Origin of the sequence: Virgibacillus sp. NKC19-16 (genome assembly GCF_021560035.1) — a bacterium.
Classification (GTDB): Bacteria; Bacillota; Bacilli; order Bacillales; family Amphibacillaceae; genus Virgibacillus_L; species Virgibacillus_L salidurans.
The window spans coordinates 3,434,004-3,451,497 of sequence record NZ_CP074373.1 but is presented as its reverse complement, the minus strand read 5'-3'; the positions used below and the strand labels follow the sequence as shown (position 1 = coordinate 3,451,497).

15 protein-coding genes are annotated in these 17,494 nt (G+C 39.4%); 10 read left to right on the top strand and 5 right to left on the bottom strand.

Going from position 1 to position 17,494, the window contains the following annotated elements; all coding sequences use genetic code 11:
- Nucleotides 1-140 precede the first annotated feature (140 nt).
- The 3 genes from KFZ58_RS17185 to KFZ58_RS19230 all read left to right on the top strand — a co-directional run bounded on the left by KFZ58_RS17185 (nt 141) and on the right by KFZ58_RS19230 (nt 1,815).
- A complete protein-coding gene (locus tag KFZ58_RS17185) occupies nt 141-686 on the top strand; it encodes a GNAT family N-acetyltransferase (protein ID WP_235792503.1) in 546 nt (181 codons plus the stop codon).
- Nucleotides 687-805: 119 nt separating this feature from the next.
- The gene (locus KFZ58_RS19235; protein ID WP_255694944.1) at nt 806-1,564 is read left to right on the top strand and encodes a C45 family autoproteolytic acyltransferase/hydrolase; all 759 of its coding nucleotides are present in this window, start codon (nt 806-808) and stop codon (nt 1,562-1,564) included.
- Complete coding sequence (locus KFZ58_RS19230; protein WP_255694943.1) at nt 1,510-1,815, top strand: carcinine hydrolase/isopenicillin-N N-acyltransferase family protein; 306 nt, start codon at nt 1,510-1,512, stop codon at nt 1,813-1,815. Before KFZ58_RS19235 ends, KFZ58_RS19230 begins: the two co-directional genes overlap by 55 nt.
- Nucleotides 1,816-2,590: 775 nt before the next feature.
- Here the strand turns inward: KFZ58_RS19230 and recQ are convergent.
- The gene (gene recQ / locus KFZ58_RS17175; RefSeq protein ID WP_235792502.1) at nt 2,591-4,744 is read right to left on the bottom strand and encodes a DNA helicase RecQ; all 2,154 of its coding nucleotides are present in this window, start codon (nt 4,742-4,744) and stop codon (nt 2,591-2,593) included.
- A 351-nt stretch (nt 4,745-5,095) separates the two neighbouring features.
- Between recQ and KFZ58_RS17170 the strand changes: the two genes are divergently transcribed.
- A complete protein-coding gene (locus tag KFZ58_RS17170; protein ID WP_235792501.1) occupies nt 5,096-6,262 on the top strand; it encodes a lactate 2-monooxygenase in 1,167 nt (388 codons plus the stop codon).
- A gap of 80 nt (nt 6,263-6,342) precedes the next feature.
- Here KFZ58_RS17170 and brnQ read toward each other — a convergent pair whose 3' ends face one another.
- Entirely contained in the window at nt 6,343-7,650 is a 1,308-nt protein-coding gene (brnQ, locus tag KFZ58_RS17165) for a branched-chain amino acid transport system II carrier protein (protein ID WP_235792500.1), read from the bottom strand.
- A gap of 306 nt (nt 7,651-7,956) precedes the next feature.
- Here brnQ and KFZ58_RS17160 point away from each other — a divergent pair, with 306 nt between their 5' ends.
- The gene (locus KFZ58_RS17160; RefSeq protein WP_235792499.1) at nt 7,957-9,822 is read left to right on the top strand and encodes a cation:proton antiporter; all 1,866 of its coding nucleotides are present in this window, start codon (nt 7,957-7,959) and stop codon (nt 9,820-9,822) included.
- 12 nt (nt 9,823-9,834) lie between these two features.
- On the opposite strand, the gene KFZ58_RS17155 is transcribed toward KFZ58_RS17160, so the two are convergent.
- Nucleotides 9,835-10,017, bottom strand: coding sequence for an SE1832 family protein (locus KFZ58_RS17155; RefSeq protein ID WP_235792498.1), 183 nt, complete (start codon nt 10,015-10,017; stop codon nt 9,835-9,837).
- A 15-nt stretch (nt 10,018-10,032) separates the two neighbouring features.
- Nucleotides 10,033-11,085 carry an AI-2E family transporter gene (locus tag KFZ58_RS17150; protein ID WP_235792497.1) on the bottom strand — a complete coding sequence of 351 codons (1,053 nt, stop codon included), beginning with the start codon at nt 11,083-11,085 and terminating at the stop codon, nt 10,033-10,035.
- A gap of 367 nt (nt 11,086-11,452) precedes the next feature.
- Here KFZ58_RS17150 and KFZ58_RS19415 point away from each other — a divergent pair, with 367 nt between their 5' ends.
- From KFZ58_RS19415 to KFZ58_RS17130, 5 genes are all read left to right on the top strand, one after another.
- Nucleotides 11,453-11,635: a hypothetical protein gene (locus KFZ58_RS19415; protein WP_370642332.1), complete on the top strand. Its 183-nt coding sequence runs from the start codon at nt 11,453-11,455 to the stop codon at nt 11,633-11,635.
- A complete protein-coding gene (locus tag KFZ58_RS17145) occupies nt 11,632-13,197 on the top strand; it encodes a phospho-sugar mutase (RefSeq protein WP_370642331.1) in 1,566 nt (521 codons plus the stop codon). The genes KFZ58_RS19415 and KFZ58_RS17145 overlap by 4 nt, the downstream gene beginning before the upstream one ends.
- A gap of 270 nt (nt 13,198-13,467) precedes the next feature.
- Entirely contained in the window at nt 13,468-14,166 is a 699-nt protein-coding gene (locus KFZ58_RS17140; protein ID WP_235792496.1) for a SatD family protein, read from the top strand.
- 7 nt (nt 14,167-14,173) lie between these two features.
- The gene (locus KFZ58_RS17135; protein WP_255694942.1) at nt 14,174-15,046 is read left to right on the top strand and encodes a DUF3307 domain-containing protein; all 873 of its coding nucleotides are present in this window, start codon (nt 14,174-14,176) and stop codon (nt 15,044-15,046) included.
- Nucleotides 15,047-15,152: 106 nt separating this feature from the next.
- Nucleotides 15,153-15,515 carry a DUF488 domain-containing protein gene (locus tag KFZ58_RS17130; protein ID WP_235792494.1) on the top strand — a complete coding sequence of 121 codons (363 nt, stop codon included), beginning with the start codon at nt 15,153-15,155 and terminating at the stop codon, nt 15,513-15,515.
- Between the two features lie 535 nt (nt 15,516-16,050).
- Here KFZ58_RS17130 and KFZ58_RS17125 read toward each other — a convergent pair.
- Nucleotides 16,051-17,253, bottom strand: coding sequence for an IS110 family RNA-guided transposase (locus KFZ58_RS17125; RefSeq protein ID WP_235792493.1), 1,203 nt, complete (start codon nt 17,251-17,253; stop codon nt 16,051-16,053).
- Nucleotides 17,254-17,494 lie beyond the last annotated feature (241 nt).

Below are 17,494 nucleotides of genomic sequence, written 5' to 3'. Positions count from 1 at the left end.
CATATTCAAAGAACATTAACACCTAAAAGAGGTTAATTAAATAAATCGCTTAAATCTTCATGTCTGAGTGACTATTAGTTATAATAAAAGAAAGGAAGCACGGGGACGGTTCTTTTGCTTCCGTGGGGGAGGTATTTCAATTGTTATTTGAAAAAGAAAGTTTACAAGTCCGTCAGCTACTCACAAAAGATAATCATTTACTGGCAAAGTGGCTTTCAAACCCATTGGTGCTTGAATTCTATGAGGGAAGAGACAATCCTTTTGATATAGAAATAGTTAATAAGAAATTTTATAATCAGAAAAATAATCGGCTTAGCTGTATAGTTATGTACAAAGAAGTAGAGATCGGATACATACAATATTATCAGCTAGATGAAAAAACCAGAGCAACTTACGGTTATGATGAAAGCGAAAACATCTATGGAATTGACCAATTTATTGGCGAAACAGAGTACTGGAATAGAGGAATTGGAACATTACTTGTAAAGTCAATGGTGGATTTTTTAATGCAACACAAACAAGTGGATCGGGTAGTGATGGATCCGCAAATTACGAATAAGAGGGCACTTAAATGTTACGAAAAGTGTGGCTTTACCAAGGTTAAGATACTTTCTAAACACGAATTTCACGAGGGAGAATACCGGGATTGTTGGTTGATGGAATTTAGGAGATTTATTCGGACTTAGCCTAGGCGCGCTTACCACGAAATAACCTTCTTCAAAATTGGACTATTTTGTGGAATAAAATGGAGTATTGAGAAATATGCAGAATTAACTTTTATAACGAAAAATAAGGAGTGCTTGAATTGACATACTTTGAAGTAGCAATAGACCAACAAAAAGGCTCATCGTATGAAATTGGCTATAATCAGGGAGAAAACATTCCTGCTTCACTGGTGGAAAAATTTGAGCCTATTATGAATGAAAACATTGATGTACTTGACACCGAGAATATCTTTCATCATTTTGCTCCACACCTCCTTGATGAAGTGAAAGGGTTAACAGAATCATTAAATATTCCTTATAAAAAAGCGTTGTCCCTATTTAGTGGATATGATATTCCAAAACTAAAGGGAATGGGTTGCTCTGCAGTAGTCACGCCAAAATATTATGTTCGAAATTATGATTTTTCACCTGACAGTTACGACAATCGTTTAGCGATAATTAACCCGCAGGAGGCTTATGCGAGTGTTGGCTATAGTTTACATATGTTGGGCAGGCATGAAGGGGTGAATGAAAAAGGGCTGGCTATAGGATTTCATTTTGTTAATCATACGCATTCGAGGAAGGGGCTAAGTGCAGGGAGTGTTCTAAGGATTGTGTTGGACACATGCAAAACAACCGATGAAGCTATCCAATTAATAAAAGAGTTGCCACATTCGTGGAGTTACAATTACTCAATTGGTGATGCAAACGGTCATGCAGCTGTTGTAGAAGCATCTCCTGTTGAAGTGAAAGTCCGTCATGATCAAAATGTGCTATATGTACGAATCATTTTCAACATGCCGGAATGGGTGCATACAACCGTACAGCTGGAAACACTTCTGAACGTTTGTATCATTTAGATCAAGCTAAAACGAATCACCGAACTGGAAAAGAGATGTTTGATTGGTTTCGAGACCAAAATTCACCAATGTTTTTTGATGACTATGATAACTTTTTTGGTACACTTCATACATTTGCGTATCTGTTTGACGAGCAAAAAGTATTAACTGCTATAGCGAATGGCCGGGTTCTCGAGATTGATATGAAGGACTGGAATGGTAAACGTAAGGATCTTGATGAAGTGGTGGAAGGGTGTTTTTTAAGTCCATAGAACATTACTAGAAAAGCAATTATTTTAATCGTTAAATAAAGTAATAAAATTAGCAAGAAACAGCTTCGCAAAGAAAAAGAAGATGATTCAGAAGACAAAAAATACAATTGAAAGGTCTAGGAAGAACGAAACAAGAAGCTATGGAAAGGTTAATAGACAGGCTGGAAGAAGGTTATAGAAACAGTTTAATAAATAGAAAACAAATAGAGGTGGTAATTCAAGTAAAAAAAGTTGTTTTGTAATCTGTAATTAGGGTATACTATTCGTAGGAAGACATATAATTAAAAAGACCGCCCATGCTAGTACATGGAACGGTCACAATAGACCGAACCCCATCAAGAGGGGTCAGGCGGCATTAGGAAAATAATCCCTCGCTAACCTGCTAAGTTGCATGAGGGGTTATTTTTTATGGTTTTTATCAGCCATAATGAACGCTATTAACATCCCAAAGGATATCATTAACGTCAAAGTGCTTTCAAAATCCATTGGCGTCACCTCTTCCCTAGGAAGTCTCCAACTTAAGACTACCGACAGGACGACAGTGCCACCTTAACCCCTCATGTGAAGCCAATCTATTGATACAAGTATTATAACATAAAATATAACTACACCTATGTTTTATTTTGAAAATTATTCCTCATACTGCAAAGACAAAAAAGCGAATAACGTTCGTAGCATGCTCCAACAGTTCTTTCGAAACGTATGAATTGAAGGATACAGTCGAAGGTCCTTCTCTTTTTGATTGAAAGCAACGAGTACACGCAGGAACTTCAATCTACATCAACCCATTCTTAACCAAAACTGCCTTAATCATCGTATAACTATATCCCTCAGGCAAAGCTTCCCTCAATGGCTTCAGCCGCGGCTCATCAATCTCCTCTCGTGCTGCTAATACAGTAGCTTCTTCTCCATCGTTAAAAAAGATCTCCCAGGCAATTGGATAACCGGCTTTAAATGCCTTAAAGATGTGATTTTCTATCGTCTGCTGGGAAAACTCCCGGATACCTGCAATATCCTTAATCGACTTTCCGCACTGAAACATTTGATAGCTCACCATATGACTTGGTCTATCGTCATCCGTTTTCTGTCTCTTAGGTTTAGGCGCCGGCTCTGGTGTGTCGGCGATTCGGATTTTCTTCTTCACATCCGGATGTTCCTCGCGCCATTCCTGGATGACAGCAAGGAATTCCGCCCCGTATTGTTCATATTTCTTCTCACCGACACCCTTGATCTCCAGCATATCCTCTTTTGTAACTGGAAAATAACGGCTTAATTCCTTCAATGTTGCATCGGAAAACAGCACATATGGCGGGACATTTTTCTCGGCAGCCATTTGTTTTCGCAGTGCGCGTAAAGATGAGAATAGGTCTTCATGATAATCAGCTTGTTCGCTAACAGGTATTGGCGCAGTAAACATCCAGACAGGGCGTGTTCCCTTCAATACATCAACTGAATTTTGATTCAATTTTAATGTCGGGAATTTCCCTTCTTCCGTCGCCAATAGCTGTTCTGCAATCAGGAAATGGATCCATTCTGTCAGCCCTTTTTCTGTATAAGCAGACAGCAAGCCATAAGTAGAAATTCGATCCAGGTGAAAATCTTTTATCTTTTTATCCTTTGAGCCCTTTAGAACTTTAGCGGTCATGCCTACACCGAAGCGTTCTCCCATGCGCTTGACGCAAGACAGAATCATCTGTGCCTCTTCGGTAATATCCCTTTTCTCCTGACGCTCCACACAATTGCTGCACCGCCCGCAAGTTTCAGTTGTCTCCGTGTCGTTAAAATAATCCAGAATTTGTGCGGTTAAACAGCCATGGGTATGACAGTAATTAATCATCGCCTGTAATTTACGGTATTCCTGTTGTTTAGAAGCATCATCCATCAGTGACTGTTCGATCAAAAATTTCTGTAATTGAATGTCTTGTGGGGAGAATAATAAAATACAATCACTCGGTTCCCCGTCACGTCCAGCTCTGCCGGCCTCCTGATAATAGGACTCAATATTCATCGGCATGGCATAATGGATGACGAACCGCACATTCGATTTATCGATCCCCATCCCGAATGCATTTGTCGCGATCATGATAGATTTTTCATCATGAATGAAGGCAGCCTGTGCTTGTTTACGTTCATCCTCTGATAATCCGGCATGATATTTGGCTACATCAATACCACGACGCGTTAGTTGGTCATGCAATGCATCTGCTTGTTTTCTAGTTGCTGTGTAAATAATTCCTGATTCATCTTGATGCTCTTCTAAAAAAGAACGGACATAGGATGATTTGTCCTTTCCTTTTGCAATATGAAAGGACAAATTTTTTCGTTCGAATCCGGTGTTGACGACATGATTTGTCTCAATATGCAGTAAATCGCTAATATCTGAAATAACATCCTCTGTAGCCGTTGCAGTCAATGCAACAAAAACCGGGATATTCGCTAATTTTTTCAAGTTGGGAACAATAGAACGATAGCTGGGCCTAAAATCATGTCCCCACTGTGAAATACAGTGCGCTTCATCGAAAGCTACAAGTGCCAGCGGGATATTTTTAATGGTGTTTACAAAATTCATCGATTCAAAACGTTCAGGAGCTACATAAACGAATTTATAGCGCTTAGCAGCTATGTCCTCGAGCCGCGTGTGCTGTTCACTCGCAGAAAGTGAACTGTTAATATATGTAGCGGGAATTCCGTATGAATGGAGAGCGTCAACCTGATCCTTCATAAGGGATATTAATGGGGAAATGATGATTGCTGTGCCATCTAGGGATAAACCCGGAATCTGGTAGCATAAGGATTTACCGCCGCCAGTTGGCATCACAGCAAGCGTGTTATTTAAGTTTAATATATGGTTAATCGTCTCTTTTTGCCCAGGGCGAAACGTTTCATAGCCAAAATAGGTTTGCAGGATTTTTTCTTCTTTTACTAGCATCTAGGGCAGCCTCCTTTTCATAGATTAATGGTAACATATTTTTTCCCGCGTGAGATAAATTGGTTGAAAATAGCATTTTAGTGATGGTTAGAGTATCTAATCATTTAATTTTTAACTTAAAATAACCTGCATTCTTCTATTATTACAATCGTTTTAAATGGAGACAAGGTGGCATTAATCTGAGAAACTTTTTATCTATAACCCCGTTTTCAAATTAATTTCGATTGTAGTGGAAAGAGGCTTATAAAAGTGTATTGACTAAATTATTAGAAAAATATATACTTATCTAAAAATGGTTATATTTTCAGGAGAAAAGTCAAACCAAATCTAATACAAGAGGGAGAATCTAAAATGTCTAATATAGGTAATGAAGTTCAATACAAAATTTATCAAACGATGGCCAATCCCGATCCGAATAGACTTCCGGTTATATATGAGGAGTGGGAAAAACGGGCGCGTGAAGTCTTAGAAGATGGCCCGTTTTATTATATAGCAGGAGGTGCGGGTGGTGAGGATACGATAAAGGCGAATCTGGAGGCATTCAATCGCTGGAAGATCACCCCGAGGATGCTTCGGAATGTGGAAGATCGTGATATTACTGTCGAACTGTTTGGCCAAACATATCCCTTTCCATTTCTACATGCACCTATTGGCGTACAGTCTATCATCCATCCGGAAGGAGAACTGGCTTCTGCTAAAGCAAGTGCTGAGTTGGGTGTACCATATATCGCGTCTTCTGCATCGACGAAACCGATGGAGGAAATTGCAGAGATAATGGGTGATGCACCAAAATGGTTCCAATTGTATTGGAGTAAGGATCCGGATATAACTGCAAGCTTTCTGCAAAGGGCAGAAAACGCAGGCTACTCAGCTATTGTTGTCACATTGGACACACCAATGCTGGCATGGCGCGAATATGATTTAAAAAATGTGTATTTACCATTCTTAATCGGGGAAGGTGTTGGCAATTATTTGAGTGATCCCGCTTTTCGCTCCAAACTGGAGAAATCACCAGAAGAGGACCCGACTGCGGCAATTATGCATTGGACGAAAATCTTTGGCAATGCCAGTTTAACCTGGGACGATATTTCTTTTATAAAAGAATATACAAGCCTGCCAATTATATTAAAAGGAGTCTTGCATCCGGATGACGCCCAAAAAGCATTAGAATACGAGGTTGATGGGATTATTGTCTCCAATCATGGCGGCCGCCAAGTGGACGGAGCACTGGGAGCACTCGAGGCTCTTCCGCTTATCTGTGATGTTATTCAAGATCAAATCCCAGTACTAATGGACAGTGGAATCAGAAGAGGGGCAGATGTTGTTAAGGCTATTGCACTTGGGGCAAAAGCCGTGCTTGTTGGAAGGCCGTGTATGTATGGGTTAGCTGTGGCAGGCGAACAAGGCGTTACAGAAGTTTTGCAAAATATGATCGCTGATATGGATATAACGATGGCACTAGCAGGGGAGAACTCGGTCAGTCAGTTAAATAAAACCGTTCTTACGGAGTCAGGTTAATAGAAAACCTAGGGGAGATAGATATGGAGCCTTCGGTCGATCTGCCGGAAGCCCCGGTCGGCATCTCTCCGACTTCCGCTCTAAGCCCCAACATCTGTATTTCGCTTACTCCCTGAAACTGAAATCATCCACCCAATCACCCCTCCAACAACAGCAGGTACAAGCCATCCCAGTCCAAGGTCAAAAAACGGCAATTTTTCCATAACACTTGCTAATCTAGGCATCTCAAAGCCAAATGCCACCAAACCATCGTATAAACTAACGATTGCTGTGAACAAAATTCCGCCACGATATACCTCAGTTGTACCGCCGAATAGTTTATGGATAAATGTAAGTAGGATCAGAACAATGGCGATCGGATAAATGAATGTAAGCACTGGAACAGAGATACTTATAATTGTATTCAGCCCTTGATTGGATATGAGAAAGCTTGCGATTGTCACGATTGAAATTAGCCATTTATAAGGGATAGGCGTGATTTTATGAAAAAATTGCCCTGCTGCTACAACAAGCCCCACAGATGTAGTGAGACAGGCCAATACAACAATTATACCTAGTAGTAACGCGCCAAAATTGCCAAATATCACATTTGCCGCAGCGGATAAAATTTCCCCGCCGTTCGTAAATGACCCCTGTCCTGCCATTTGCGTTCCGAGCCAACCAAGAAATGTATAAACAGCGGTTAAACCTATACCTGCAACGATTCCAGATTTTAAGGTGGATTTTACAAGATCTGATCTTGACGTAATCCCTCGTTCTTTAAATGCATTTACGACGATAATACCGAAAGCAAGCGCCGCTATAGCATCCATCGTTAAGTAACCTTCCACAAACCCTGTGAACAATGGAGTAATGGTATAATCCTCTGAGGGTGTAGCCAGTGGCACGTTCAATACCACAATCCCACCAATGCTTAAAGCCACAATAGCAACTAATAAAATCGGCGTAAGGTATTGTCCAATCCGATCAACCATTTTTGAAGGGTTTAAACTAACGATAAGAACAAGGCCAAAGAAAATTACTGTAAAAATAAATAGTGAAATAGAAGAAGTTCCATCCATAAATGGCTCCACACTCATTTCATATCCGACCGTTGCTGCACGTGGTATTCCGAAAAACGGCGCAATAGCAAGATAGACGATAGAAGTAAAAACAAGTCCAAATAATGGATGTACCCGATTCGCCAGCTCCCTGGCATCATTCTTCACAAATGAAGTAGCTGTGACTGCCAGTATAGGCAGCCCAACTCCCGTTAGGATGAACCCGCTGATTGCCGCCCAATACGAAGTTCCGGAATCGATTCCGAGCGTAGGTGGATAAATCAAGTTACCTGCCCCAAAAAATAAGGCAAACAGCGTAAATCCGATGATAAATATGTCTCTATTCATGATGCGTGAGCCTCCAGTGGTGTGGCCTCTGAGATTTACATTGCCAATTTCTATATCGTAAAGAAGTCCATGTAATTATTTTCTATTATCAGATAAAAATAGAAGCATTTGTCTAGTCGCTATTTTTTTCAAAAAGCAAAATAAATAATAACAACAACCACGTTTGTTGTCAAAGCAAGATCTAAACAGCAACCTCATCACTCAATGTAATACCATGCTAATTTTTTTCAAAAAAACTGTTTACAATCCCCTCAATCACCTATAGAATGTCTCTATATTTGAACAAAATAAAGGGGGCTGAAAAAAATGCCATCTCTATTATTTGAAATAACACTGATTGGTCTTTTGGGAATTGGTTCACAATGGTTGGCTTGGCAGTATCGTTTGCCTGCAATTGTTATTATGTCGGTCACAGGTCTGCTGGTTGGTCCAATCCTTGATTTAATAGATCCTGAAGAAAACTTTGGTTCCCTCTACAGTCCGATTATTTCGGCAGCTGTAGCAATTATTCTTTTTGAGGGTAGTTTGAATTTAAGTTTTAAAGAGCTTCGTGGACTCGGGAAGCCGGTTTTTCGGATCTCCACAGTCGGTGCATTTATTGCTTGGATCCTTGGTTCATTAACTGCTCACTATATAGCTGGCCTGTCTTGGGCAGTAGCGTTTGTTATCGGTGGTTTGTTTATCGTAACCGGCCCAACGGTTATTATGCCACTCCTTCGTCAGTCAAAGCTAAAACCCAGACCTGCAAAGATACTAAAATGGGAAGGCATTATTGTCGATCCTATTGGGGCTTTACTGGCAGTCTTTGCATTTGAAATTATCGTATTTATTACTGCTTCAAGTCCAGATGTTTCCGCACTTCTCCTGTTCTTTGCAGCATCTATTTTTGCCGCGATTTTCGGTTGGGCTTGTGGCAGGGGGCTTGGTTGGATGTTCGAAACCGGCCATATCCCGGAATTCCTGAAATCTCCCGCCGTTGTTGTGGTTGTCCTTTTCTGTTTTACAGGTGCAGATTTAATCATGCATGAAACCGGGCTTTTGTCTGTAACGGCAATGGGTATTACACTTGCAAACATGGGAATTAGTTCCATTTCCGATATGCGTCATTTTAAGGAGAACATTTCCATTCTGTTAATATCAACCATATTCATTATGCTGACAGCTTCATTGGAACGGGAGACATTGCTTCAGATATTCAGTCCGAACATTATCGGATATGTACTATTAATGATGTTTATCGTCCGGCCGTTATCGATATTCTTATCAACGATCGGAACAGGATTATCATTTAATGAAAAAGCATTGGTTGGCTGGATTGCTCCAAGAGGGATTGTTGCTTTAACGGTGGCTGGTTATTTCGCCACGGTATTACTGGATGCAGGTTATGAAGATGCATCGATTTTAACGACATTAACCTTCGCACTTGTATTTTTTACCGTTGTGGCACATGGTTTTTCTATCGGTTGGCTGGCGAAAAAGCTTAATCTATCGATGGAAGGAAAACCTGGTGCATTGATTGTTGGCAGTAATCCATTTACAGTTGAACTCGCCAAGTCTCTGTCTAAATCGAATTTTCCTGTAATTATTGTCGATTATTCATGGGAAAATTTGCGTAAAGCACGCACAGCGGGTGTTCCAGTTTATCATGGAGACATGCTCTCTGAACAGGCTGAATATAATCTTGATACGATCCCATATGAGTATTTGCTTGCTGCAACAGATGATAATGCATATAATTCACTCGTATGTACAACATTCATGCCTGAATACGGCAGGACAAATGTATTCAAAGTGAGCCCGCACACGCAATTGAATAATGGCTATTCCAGTGGGGTTGTCTCTAAAGTTGGCGGAAGAATTCTGTTTGATAAGAAATTTAATATGGATGATTTAAATGATAAACTAAAAGACGGATATGTATTCCGGCAAACAACGCTTACCGCACAGTATAATTATCAAAATTATGTTGCGGATAAAGATGTATCTACCGTATTCCTGTATTTAATTAAGCCGTCTGGAGTGCTTAAATTCTATTCAGAAGAGATGCGGACAGTCCCTGCAATCGGGGATAAAATTGTTAGTCTAACACCACCAACAAAAGAAAAAGAAAAAAACAGGTCGAGAGTGGAAAACCAACGAAAAACAAATGGAAATAATAAAGAAAAAGCGTGATGCTCATGAGCTTCACGCTTTTCTTTCTTCCAGTTGCTTATTGACAGCAGCAATTTCCTCTTCTAACCGGACCAATTGCCTCTCAGCAGAAGAAACCCTACCTTTAACATATTCTAATTTATCCATATCACCTTGAATACGAGCATAATCGGATTTCAATTCCTGTAATTTAGCTTCCAACTCTTTAGTTGTCACATTATCTCCCCCACTTTATAATAAAGCATCTTTTTTATTTTTCTTCGATTCTACATAGGTGTCATAAAAATGCACGATAATTGTTCGTACTACAGCATAGAATGGTACAGCAAACAGGATGCCGATAAAACCAGCAATACTTCCGGCAGCCAGAATTACAGTTATAATCGTTAATGGATGTAAATCCAGCGCTTGCCCCATGACGTTTGGTGAAATTAAGTTACTCTCAATCTGCTGGGCGACGATCATGATTAGGGAAACCCAAATAAGGTTCATCGGGTCCTGGAATGCTCCGACAATGAGTGCCGGCGTAACGGCGATAAATGGTCCGAGATATGGAATCACATTTGTTATCAATCCGAACAGAGCCAGTGCCAGTGCATATTCGAGACCAATAATAAGATAACCTATAAATAATAGGACACCAACGAAAGAGCTAACGATCAACTGTCCCTGGATAAAAGAAGTCAATACATTATCAACTTTGCTTAATAGACTTCGAATATTCTCGGCTTTTTCCTTTTCAAAAATCTGTGTAATAAAAGGAACCAACTTTTCCCCATCTTTCAGCATAAAGAAAAGGAAGAAAGGGATTAGTACTAAGCCCGCAATGATGGTGACTACCTGACCGATAAAACTTCCAATAAACCCGAAAAGATAGTTTAAAATATTTTCAATATGGGACGGGATGTTATTGCTAAAGTCGTTAATGGCAGTAAGTACCTGATCAGGGATGCTAGTGTAATTTTGCTGCCAGTAATCAATGAAGTTCTCAACCATCGATACCATAGATGGAATACCCTCAACCAGATTGGTGATCTGCCGTTGTGCAATCGGCCAAATATACAACACAAATAAGTATCCAAGTAAAATGATTAATAAAAACACGAGAATAATAGAGACGACACGATGGATTTTAAACCGTTCGAATAAATGCATAACCGGTTTGGTTAAGTAAAAAAGAATGCCGGCTCCAATAATAGGAAAGGCAACGGCCCCCACTAATTGAACCACTGGAATGAAAATAAAATCAGTAACGGAAATTAATAAGATTAATAGAAAAAACATAATAAAGAAAACCATTACTTGAAACCATCGTTTATGAACCAACAACATCACAACTTTCTGTCCGAATTAGATATATATTCTATTCTACCCGTTTTTTGGCAGATAAGAAAGTTTAAAACTTTCTTATCTGCATAAGTGCGGGCTTTCGCTTGCACGCAACGTATAAGGGTTTCTCACAAAGCGAAGTACGCTTTTTAAGAATTCCTTTAACAAAAGCCAAATTTTCTAAGAATAATAGGAAAGTGCGCGTAACACTTTTTATCCATTTTAACCTAAAAATTATTGGATTAAACTCCCACATAGAATATTAAAGAAAAGTATGCTAAAATTTTACCATCTATACATACATAATGGAGGAAACATTTATATGAGTAGTTGGGAGCAAGTTTATCAAAAATGGGATTCATATGAAGATCTTAATGCATCACTTAAATTGGAGCTGGATACATTAAAGGAAAATAAAACAGCACTTGAGGATGCTTTCTATAAAGAATTGACCTTTGGAACCGGTGGTATGCGTGGTGTCTTGGGGCCGGGACGAACCGGATGAACATCTATACCGTACGAAAGGCCGTCAATGGTCTGGCAAACTATTTACTTGCTAACCATGTAAATGTAAGAGATAGGGGCGTTGTCGTGTCTTATGATTCGAGATATATGTCCAGGGAATTTGCAGTGGAAGCGGCAAAAGTACTTGGTGCATATGGAATAAAGATAAGTGTGTTTGATTCCCCTCGTCCGACACCGCTCCTGTCGTTTGCTGTACGTCACTTGGGCAGCGCGTCAGGTATTATGATTACCGCAAGTCACAATCCACCTGAATATAATGGGTTTAAGGTATACAATGAAGATGGCGGACAAATCACACCGGACGAAGCAGGGGACATTATTGATGCGATTCAAGCAACTGAAAATGAGCTGACGGTACCGGTGTTGGAAGAGGAGATACTGGAAGAAAAGGAAATGCTTAACTGGGTAAATAATGAAATTGATAACGCCTACTTAGAACAATTAAAGTCTATCACCAAAATGGACCTTGAAGAACAGCAGAAGGAAAAAGAACTTCCAATTGTGTTTACACCATTGCATGGAGCGGCACATCAGCTTGTCATGAAAGGGCTGGAGCAATTACATTTCTCCAATGTGGATGTTGTTAAAGAACAAGCAGAGCCAGACCCGGAATTTTCTACCGTGGAATCACCCAATCCGGAAGAACATCAAGCCTTTACATTTGCGATTGAGCAAGGGAAAAAACGCGATGCATCTATTTTGCTTGCAACGGATCCTGATGGAGATCGTTTGGGTGTAGCGGTCAGGAATAAGGCAGGAGAATATCAGGTTTTAACCGGAAATCAATTGGGGTCCTTGTTCCTCGATTACATTTTATCCCATAGTGATCCAGTCATCTTAAAAACAGCTCGTATGATAAAAACAGTTGTAACGACAGAGTTGAGCCGCTCGATTGCCGATTCCTATAATGTGCAAACGATTGATACATTGACAGGTTTTAAATTTATCGGGGAAAAAATTAACCAATTTGATGCGACAGGAGAGACGTTTGTATTCGGTTTCGAGGAAAGCTACGGGTACCTGATCAGTAGCTTCGCTCGGGATAAAGATGCCGTACAAGCAGCTGTCATGGCTAGTGAGATGGCTTATTACTGGGATCGTCGAGGAAAAACATTGCTCGATGCATTACATGATTTATACGCAAAGCATGGCTATTATTTGGAAGGTATGTCTTCTCTGACTTTGAAAGGAAAAGAAGGATCAGACCAGATAGCTGCCATTATGAGTGAAATTAGGGATACGCCTTTAACCGAAATTGCTGGTGTTAAAGTGGAAAAGGCTGAGGACTATTTAGCAGGGGAACGTACTTTTATCGATTCCGGTGAAAAAGAAGTGATTGAGCTGCCAAACGAAAATATGATGAAATTTATTTTGGAACAAGATAGCTGGGTTTGCCTGCGTCCATCAGGAACAGAGCCTAAGATAAAATGCTATTATGGTGTGCGCGGGGAAAATTTTACAGATAGTGAGGTAAGATTAGCATCATTGAAGGAAAACATGGATGAAATTATTGAAAAAATACGAGTACCTTTGGAGAAATAGGTTTTGTTTAATGGGGTCTGTCTCTTACTGCGTTAAAGCGTTAGCGTGGTGCGGGACAGACCCTTTTTAAACTCTTCTTCTAAGGTGTTTCCATCATTGTATTTTGTTCTCATGATTCACGTTTTTGATTGATCGTTCCCATCAGTTGTAGCTGAATTGATATAGATATGGGAAAATGATATACTTATAATTAGTATATGGAAATTACGTATACTTTATAAAATATATGTATTTTTCATTTTAGAGTACAACTTGGAGGTGAATTGCGACGTGAAAGAATATTATGCCTGCCTGGCACTGGACGTGGTGAACTCACGGAAGATGGATCTTCGAGGGGTTGAAGAGACGCTGCTCTTTCTCAGGGATAAATTAAATAGTATGCTGTCATACAGTATGCTGATGCCTTTTCGTATCAGGAACGGAGATGAATTAGTCGGTGTATTTTACCGTTTTTCAGACAGTTACAAAGCAATCGACAAGATTAGCAACATTGTGGAAAAAAAGAAAGGTCTATCCTTTTATATTGGCTGTGGTCTTGGAAAAATTGACACAAAAATAAAAAATAATGAACACATTTCCAATGGAAGTGCAATTATCAATGCTGTAGAGGCAAGAGATACATTCATCAAGCAAAATAACGAAGAAGCAACTGTCTGGAATAAAGAATGGGACAATAAAATCTTTTATTATTCGGAAGACGTTCCCTATCAGGCGATCAATCAGTTGGTTTACACGATAAGGATGTACCGGAACAAAAGAAGTGATAAGCAGCGTGAAATCATAAAAAAGGTAAAACAACAGTCGAACCAAACTTTTGAGGAGATTGGTAAGTCCTTGGGATATAAAAATCCAAAAGCAAGCATTCACAACCATTTATCAGCTGCAAATTATGAACTGGTCAATGAAATGGAAAAAAGTCTTCGGGAATTACTGGATGCATTCCAGGAACTATTAGAAAAGAAAGGTTAGAGGAATAATGGCTTATTTCTTATTGTTATGCCTGGGGCATTTCACCGCAGATTTTTTGTTAGAGCCAGATTGGATGAACACCGGGAAAAATTTGAAGGCAACACGAATAAGAGCATTGTTGTTACACGTCGGAATCCACCTGACAACGTATGTGATTCTTGTTGTCCCCTGGCTTTTATGGCAGAAAGAAATCAGCGTTCATACAATAATTGCTTTTAGTAGTATGATTTTTATCATTGGTGTCACCCATTTTGGCATCGATTTCCTGAAGCTGCTTCTTAAAAGCAGATTGATATCACAAAAAAGAAAAGCATTGATATATAGTTTCGATCAGGTTTTACACATAATGACAATTGCTATTGTTCTTACTGTGTTCGATATCCTACCAGATTCATTAATTTTTTGGGCGGAAGGTCTCTATTTGTTATTGTTTGAAGGTTTATCCCTATCAGACTTTGAAAAACTTTTAGCCATGGTGATACTGGTTCTCATCAACACATTTGGCATTTCCTATCTTTTATCCATTCTTCTCAAAAATCTCACGCCACCTTCATCTACAACGGATATGAAGGTAGAGGAAAAGGAAGTAGAAGAGAATAATAGTACATCAAGTATGAAGACAACCACACGTATCACGATTGAATATCAACAAGAGCATAAGAACCTGGGAAGATATATTGGTATTCTCGAACGAATATTAATCATGATTTTTGTAGTCAACGAATCTTTAACCGGTATTGCACTACTTGTTGCTATTAAATCAATTACAAGATTTAAGCAATTTGATGATAAGCGATTTGCCGAATATTATTTAGTAGGCACGTTGCTGAGTATCGTATCAGCAGTTTGTATTGGTTATATTGGGCTGAGGATTATTTGAAGTCATTTGATATAAGGGGTCTGTGCTTTACCAGTGCAATAAAGGCCAGACCCCACAGTGTAATTTTTTCATAAACCGGGTAATGTATAAGAAGGGAGGTATTAAAATGCCAGTAAAAATAAAAAGAATTTATGATAAAGAATCGACGGAGAATGATGGTGTTCGCGTATTAGTTGATCGTGTGTGGCCTAGAGGTATTTCAAAAGAGGATGCAAAACTGGATCATTGGATGAAAGAAGTCGGGCCGTCCAATGACCTGCGAAAATGGTTTGGTCATGATCCAGATAAATATGAGGAGTTTAAGAAAAAATACAAAGAAGAGCTTGAAAACGGCGAACAGCAGGAAGAATTGGAGAAACTTAAAGAAATTACAAAAGAACATGATAAAAACGTGACCTTGTTATTTGCCGCCAAGGATGAGGAGTATAATCAGGCGAGGGTGTTGAAAGAGATATTGGACAGGCAATAAGTGGATGGAGAATATGCTATAAAACGATCCTAATTCAGGATAGTCCTTATAATTAGAGGAATTTGGTTAAAGAATACCATTTCCTAATTATAAGGATTTTTGGTATTAAAAGCAATGCTTATAGTGCTGGTATAACAACGTTTGAATGAAAAAAACATAATTTATATTAGTACGATAAAAACAAAGTGAGATTAAATATTGTCACCTCTTTAAAAGTAAACGGATTATAATTTCTATGTTAAAACACCTTCCAATACAAGCAGTTAATTTGTCTTTGCGCAAAAAGAGAGCGCATTTTAATGATTTTAGCCGGGTATTCTGAATATTTATGTTAAAATTAAGCTAAAGATTGTAACAAAGTGAAATTGAATTAAACATTCTGGGTTTTAAATTTTATGCAACAATACCAGCTAATAGTTGTCAACATTTAAAGGTAAAAAAGTTCAATGAAACATGTTACACTAAAATTGGACATGCCAAATAACCTTACCGTTGTATCGATAAGGTTTCGGAATATTGTTAATTTAAATCATTTTTAAGGTTGATCTACAAAGACTTCTTGATGTTTTAACATGGCATGAATCCAGTGAATGAGTTTATTAGCACAGGCAATCATAGCAACCTTGTGAGGTTTGCCCTCGTTTCTTTTGCGATCATAAAAGACTATCAGTTTTTTATTGCGATTTTTGGCCAGGCCGCATTGCACAGCCGTATAAAGGGCCTGACGTAATCTTGATGATCCCCTTTTCGTGATGCGGTTGATGGCAGCCTTATATTTACCTGATTCGAAGACTGCTGGGTCTACCCCAGCATAGGCAGCCAGTTGCTTAGGCCGTTCAAACTGACCAATTCCCCCAATTTCGGAGATGATTGTTGCCGCAATCTTTTCCCCGATCCCGGGAATAGATCGAGTCAATTCATAGTCTTCAAAGGATTGAGCCAGTGTATCTATCTCCTTTTTTAACTTGGATAGGTGCTCTTGGTATTGAAAAAGCATCTGGATATACAGTCGCAAGCTGATAAGCTGACCTTGATTAACAGGATGTTGAAAGGGATTACGTTCTGCGGCATCTTTTAATTGAGCTGCTTTATGCAAAAACCATGCATAGGAACGCCTTGCCCCAAATTGACGCATCTCCATGGCCAAAGCCTGTTGAGAAACGTTTTGAGTATCCAAAGAAGTCGGATACTGCAGTAAGGTGTTCAACGAGAGGTTGCCATAAAGGTCACTAAAAACACCATGATATTCTGGGAAAATCTGATCCACAACAGCCTGAAACTGAAGCTTGATATCAACATAACTATTCGTTAAAGCGCTGTGCTGCCTGGTTAATTGACGCAGATTCAAGTATTGCTCGGTTTTCCTCTGAAAAACTTCCAAATCTTCTTTATAGTAAAGCTCACCCAGATGGAATGCATCGATTTTGTCCGTTTTTACTTTGCGCAAACTGGTTTTTTTGGCTTCAGAGGAAACCACTGGGTTAATCAAATAATATGTTATGCCATGCTCTTCAAGAAATTGGAGCACAGGCTCATGATAGTGCCCCGTGGATTCAAAGATGACAGCCGGAGGTTGGCCAGAAACCCGTTCCACTTCCTGATAAAACTGATAAAAATCATGAAGTCCTTGTAAATCGTGTTTAAATTTAAAGCTTTGTTTATAAGCCTCTTTCCTTTGTAAAAAGGCTTGGACCTGGCTTTCTCCTTTTGCGATATCCAGGCCGATAACAGGGTCCATATGTGATCACAACTCCTTTAATAGATTCGCCGGTACGCCCCTATACCACTTGTAGTTTCATAGCTTCGCTTGTTATGCGGGATCATGTCCCAACCAGCCTCAAACATGTTTCTACAAGGAAGGGGTGGACAGTATTACGGACGGGATCAAGTCCCACGGGCCATTTCGTCCTACCCCGGCTTCCTCAATAATAAAACCTATTAAAAATAGGTCAACCAGTACAATGACTGGCTACCATATA

Excerpts from the sequence above, each read along its gene's own strand:
- KFZ58_RS17145 (WP_370642331.1), top strand. The coding sequence starts at position 11,632 with ATGAACATCTATACCGTACGAAAGGCCGTCAATGGTCTGGCAAACTAT.
- recQ (WP_235792502.1), bottom strand. The coding sequence starts at position 4,744 with ATGCTAGTAAAAGAAGAAAAAATCCTGCAAACCTATTTTGGCTATGAA.
- KFZ58_RS17135 (WP_255694942.1), top strand. The coding sequence starts at position 14,174 with ATGGCTTATTTCTTATTGTTATGCCTGGGGCATTTCACCGCAGATTTT.
- KFZ58_RS17125 (WP_235792493.1), bottom strand. The coding sequence starts at position 17,253 with ATGGACCCTGTTATCGGCCTGGATATCGCAAAAGGAGAAAGCCAGGTC.
- KFZ58_RS17160 (WP_235792499.1), top strand. The coding sequence starts at position 7,957 with ATGCCATCTCTATTATTTGAAATAACACTGATTGGTCTTTTGGGAATT.
- KFZ58_RS17150 (WP_235792497.1), bottom strand. The coding sequence starts at position 11,085 with ATGTTTTTTCTATTAATCTTATTAATTTCCGTTACTGATTTTATTTTC.
- KFZ58_RS17130 (WP_235792494.1), top strand. The coding sequence starts at position 15,153 with ATGCCAGTAAAAATAAAAAGAATTTATGATAAAGAATCGACGGAGAAT.
- KFZ58_RS17170 (WP_235792501.1), top strand. The coding sequence starts at position 5,096 with ATGTCTAATATAGGTAATGAAGTTCAATACAAAATTTATCAAACGATG.
- KFZ58_RS19415 (WP_370642332.1), top strand. The coding sequence starts at position 11,453 with ATGAGTAGTTGGGAGCAAGTTTATCAAAAATGGGATTCATATGAAGAT.
- KFZ58_RS19230 (WP_255694943.1), top strand. The coding sequence starts at position 1,510 with ATGGGTGCATACAACCGTACAGCTGGAAACACTTCTGAACGTTTGTAT.
- brnQ (WP_235792500.1), bottom strand. The coding sequence starts at position 7,650 with ATGAATAGAGACATATTTATCATCGGATTTACGCTGTTTGCCTTATTT.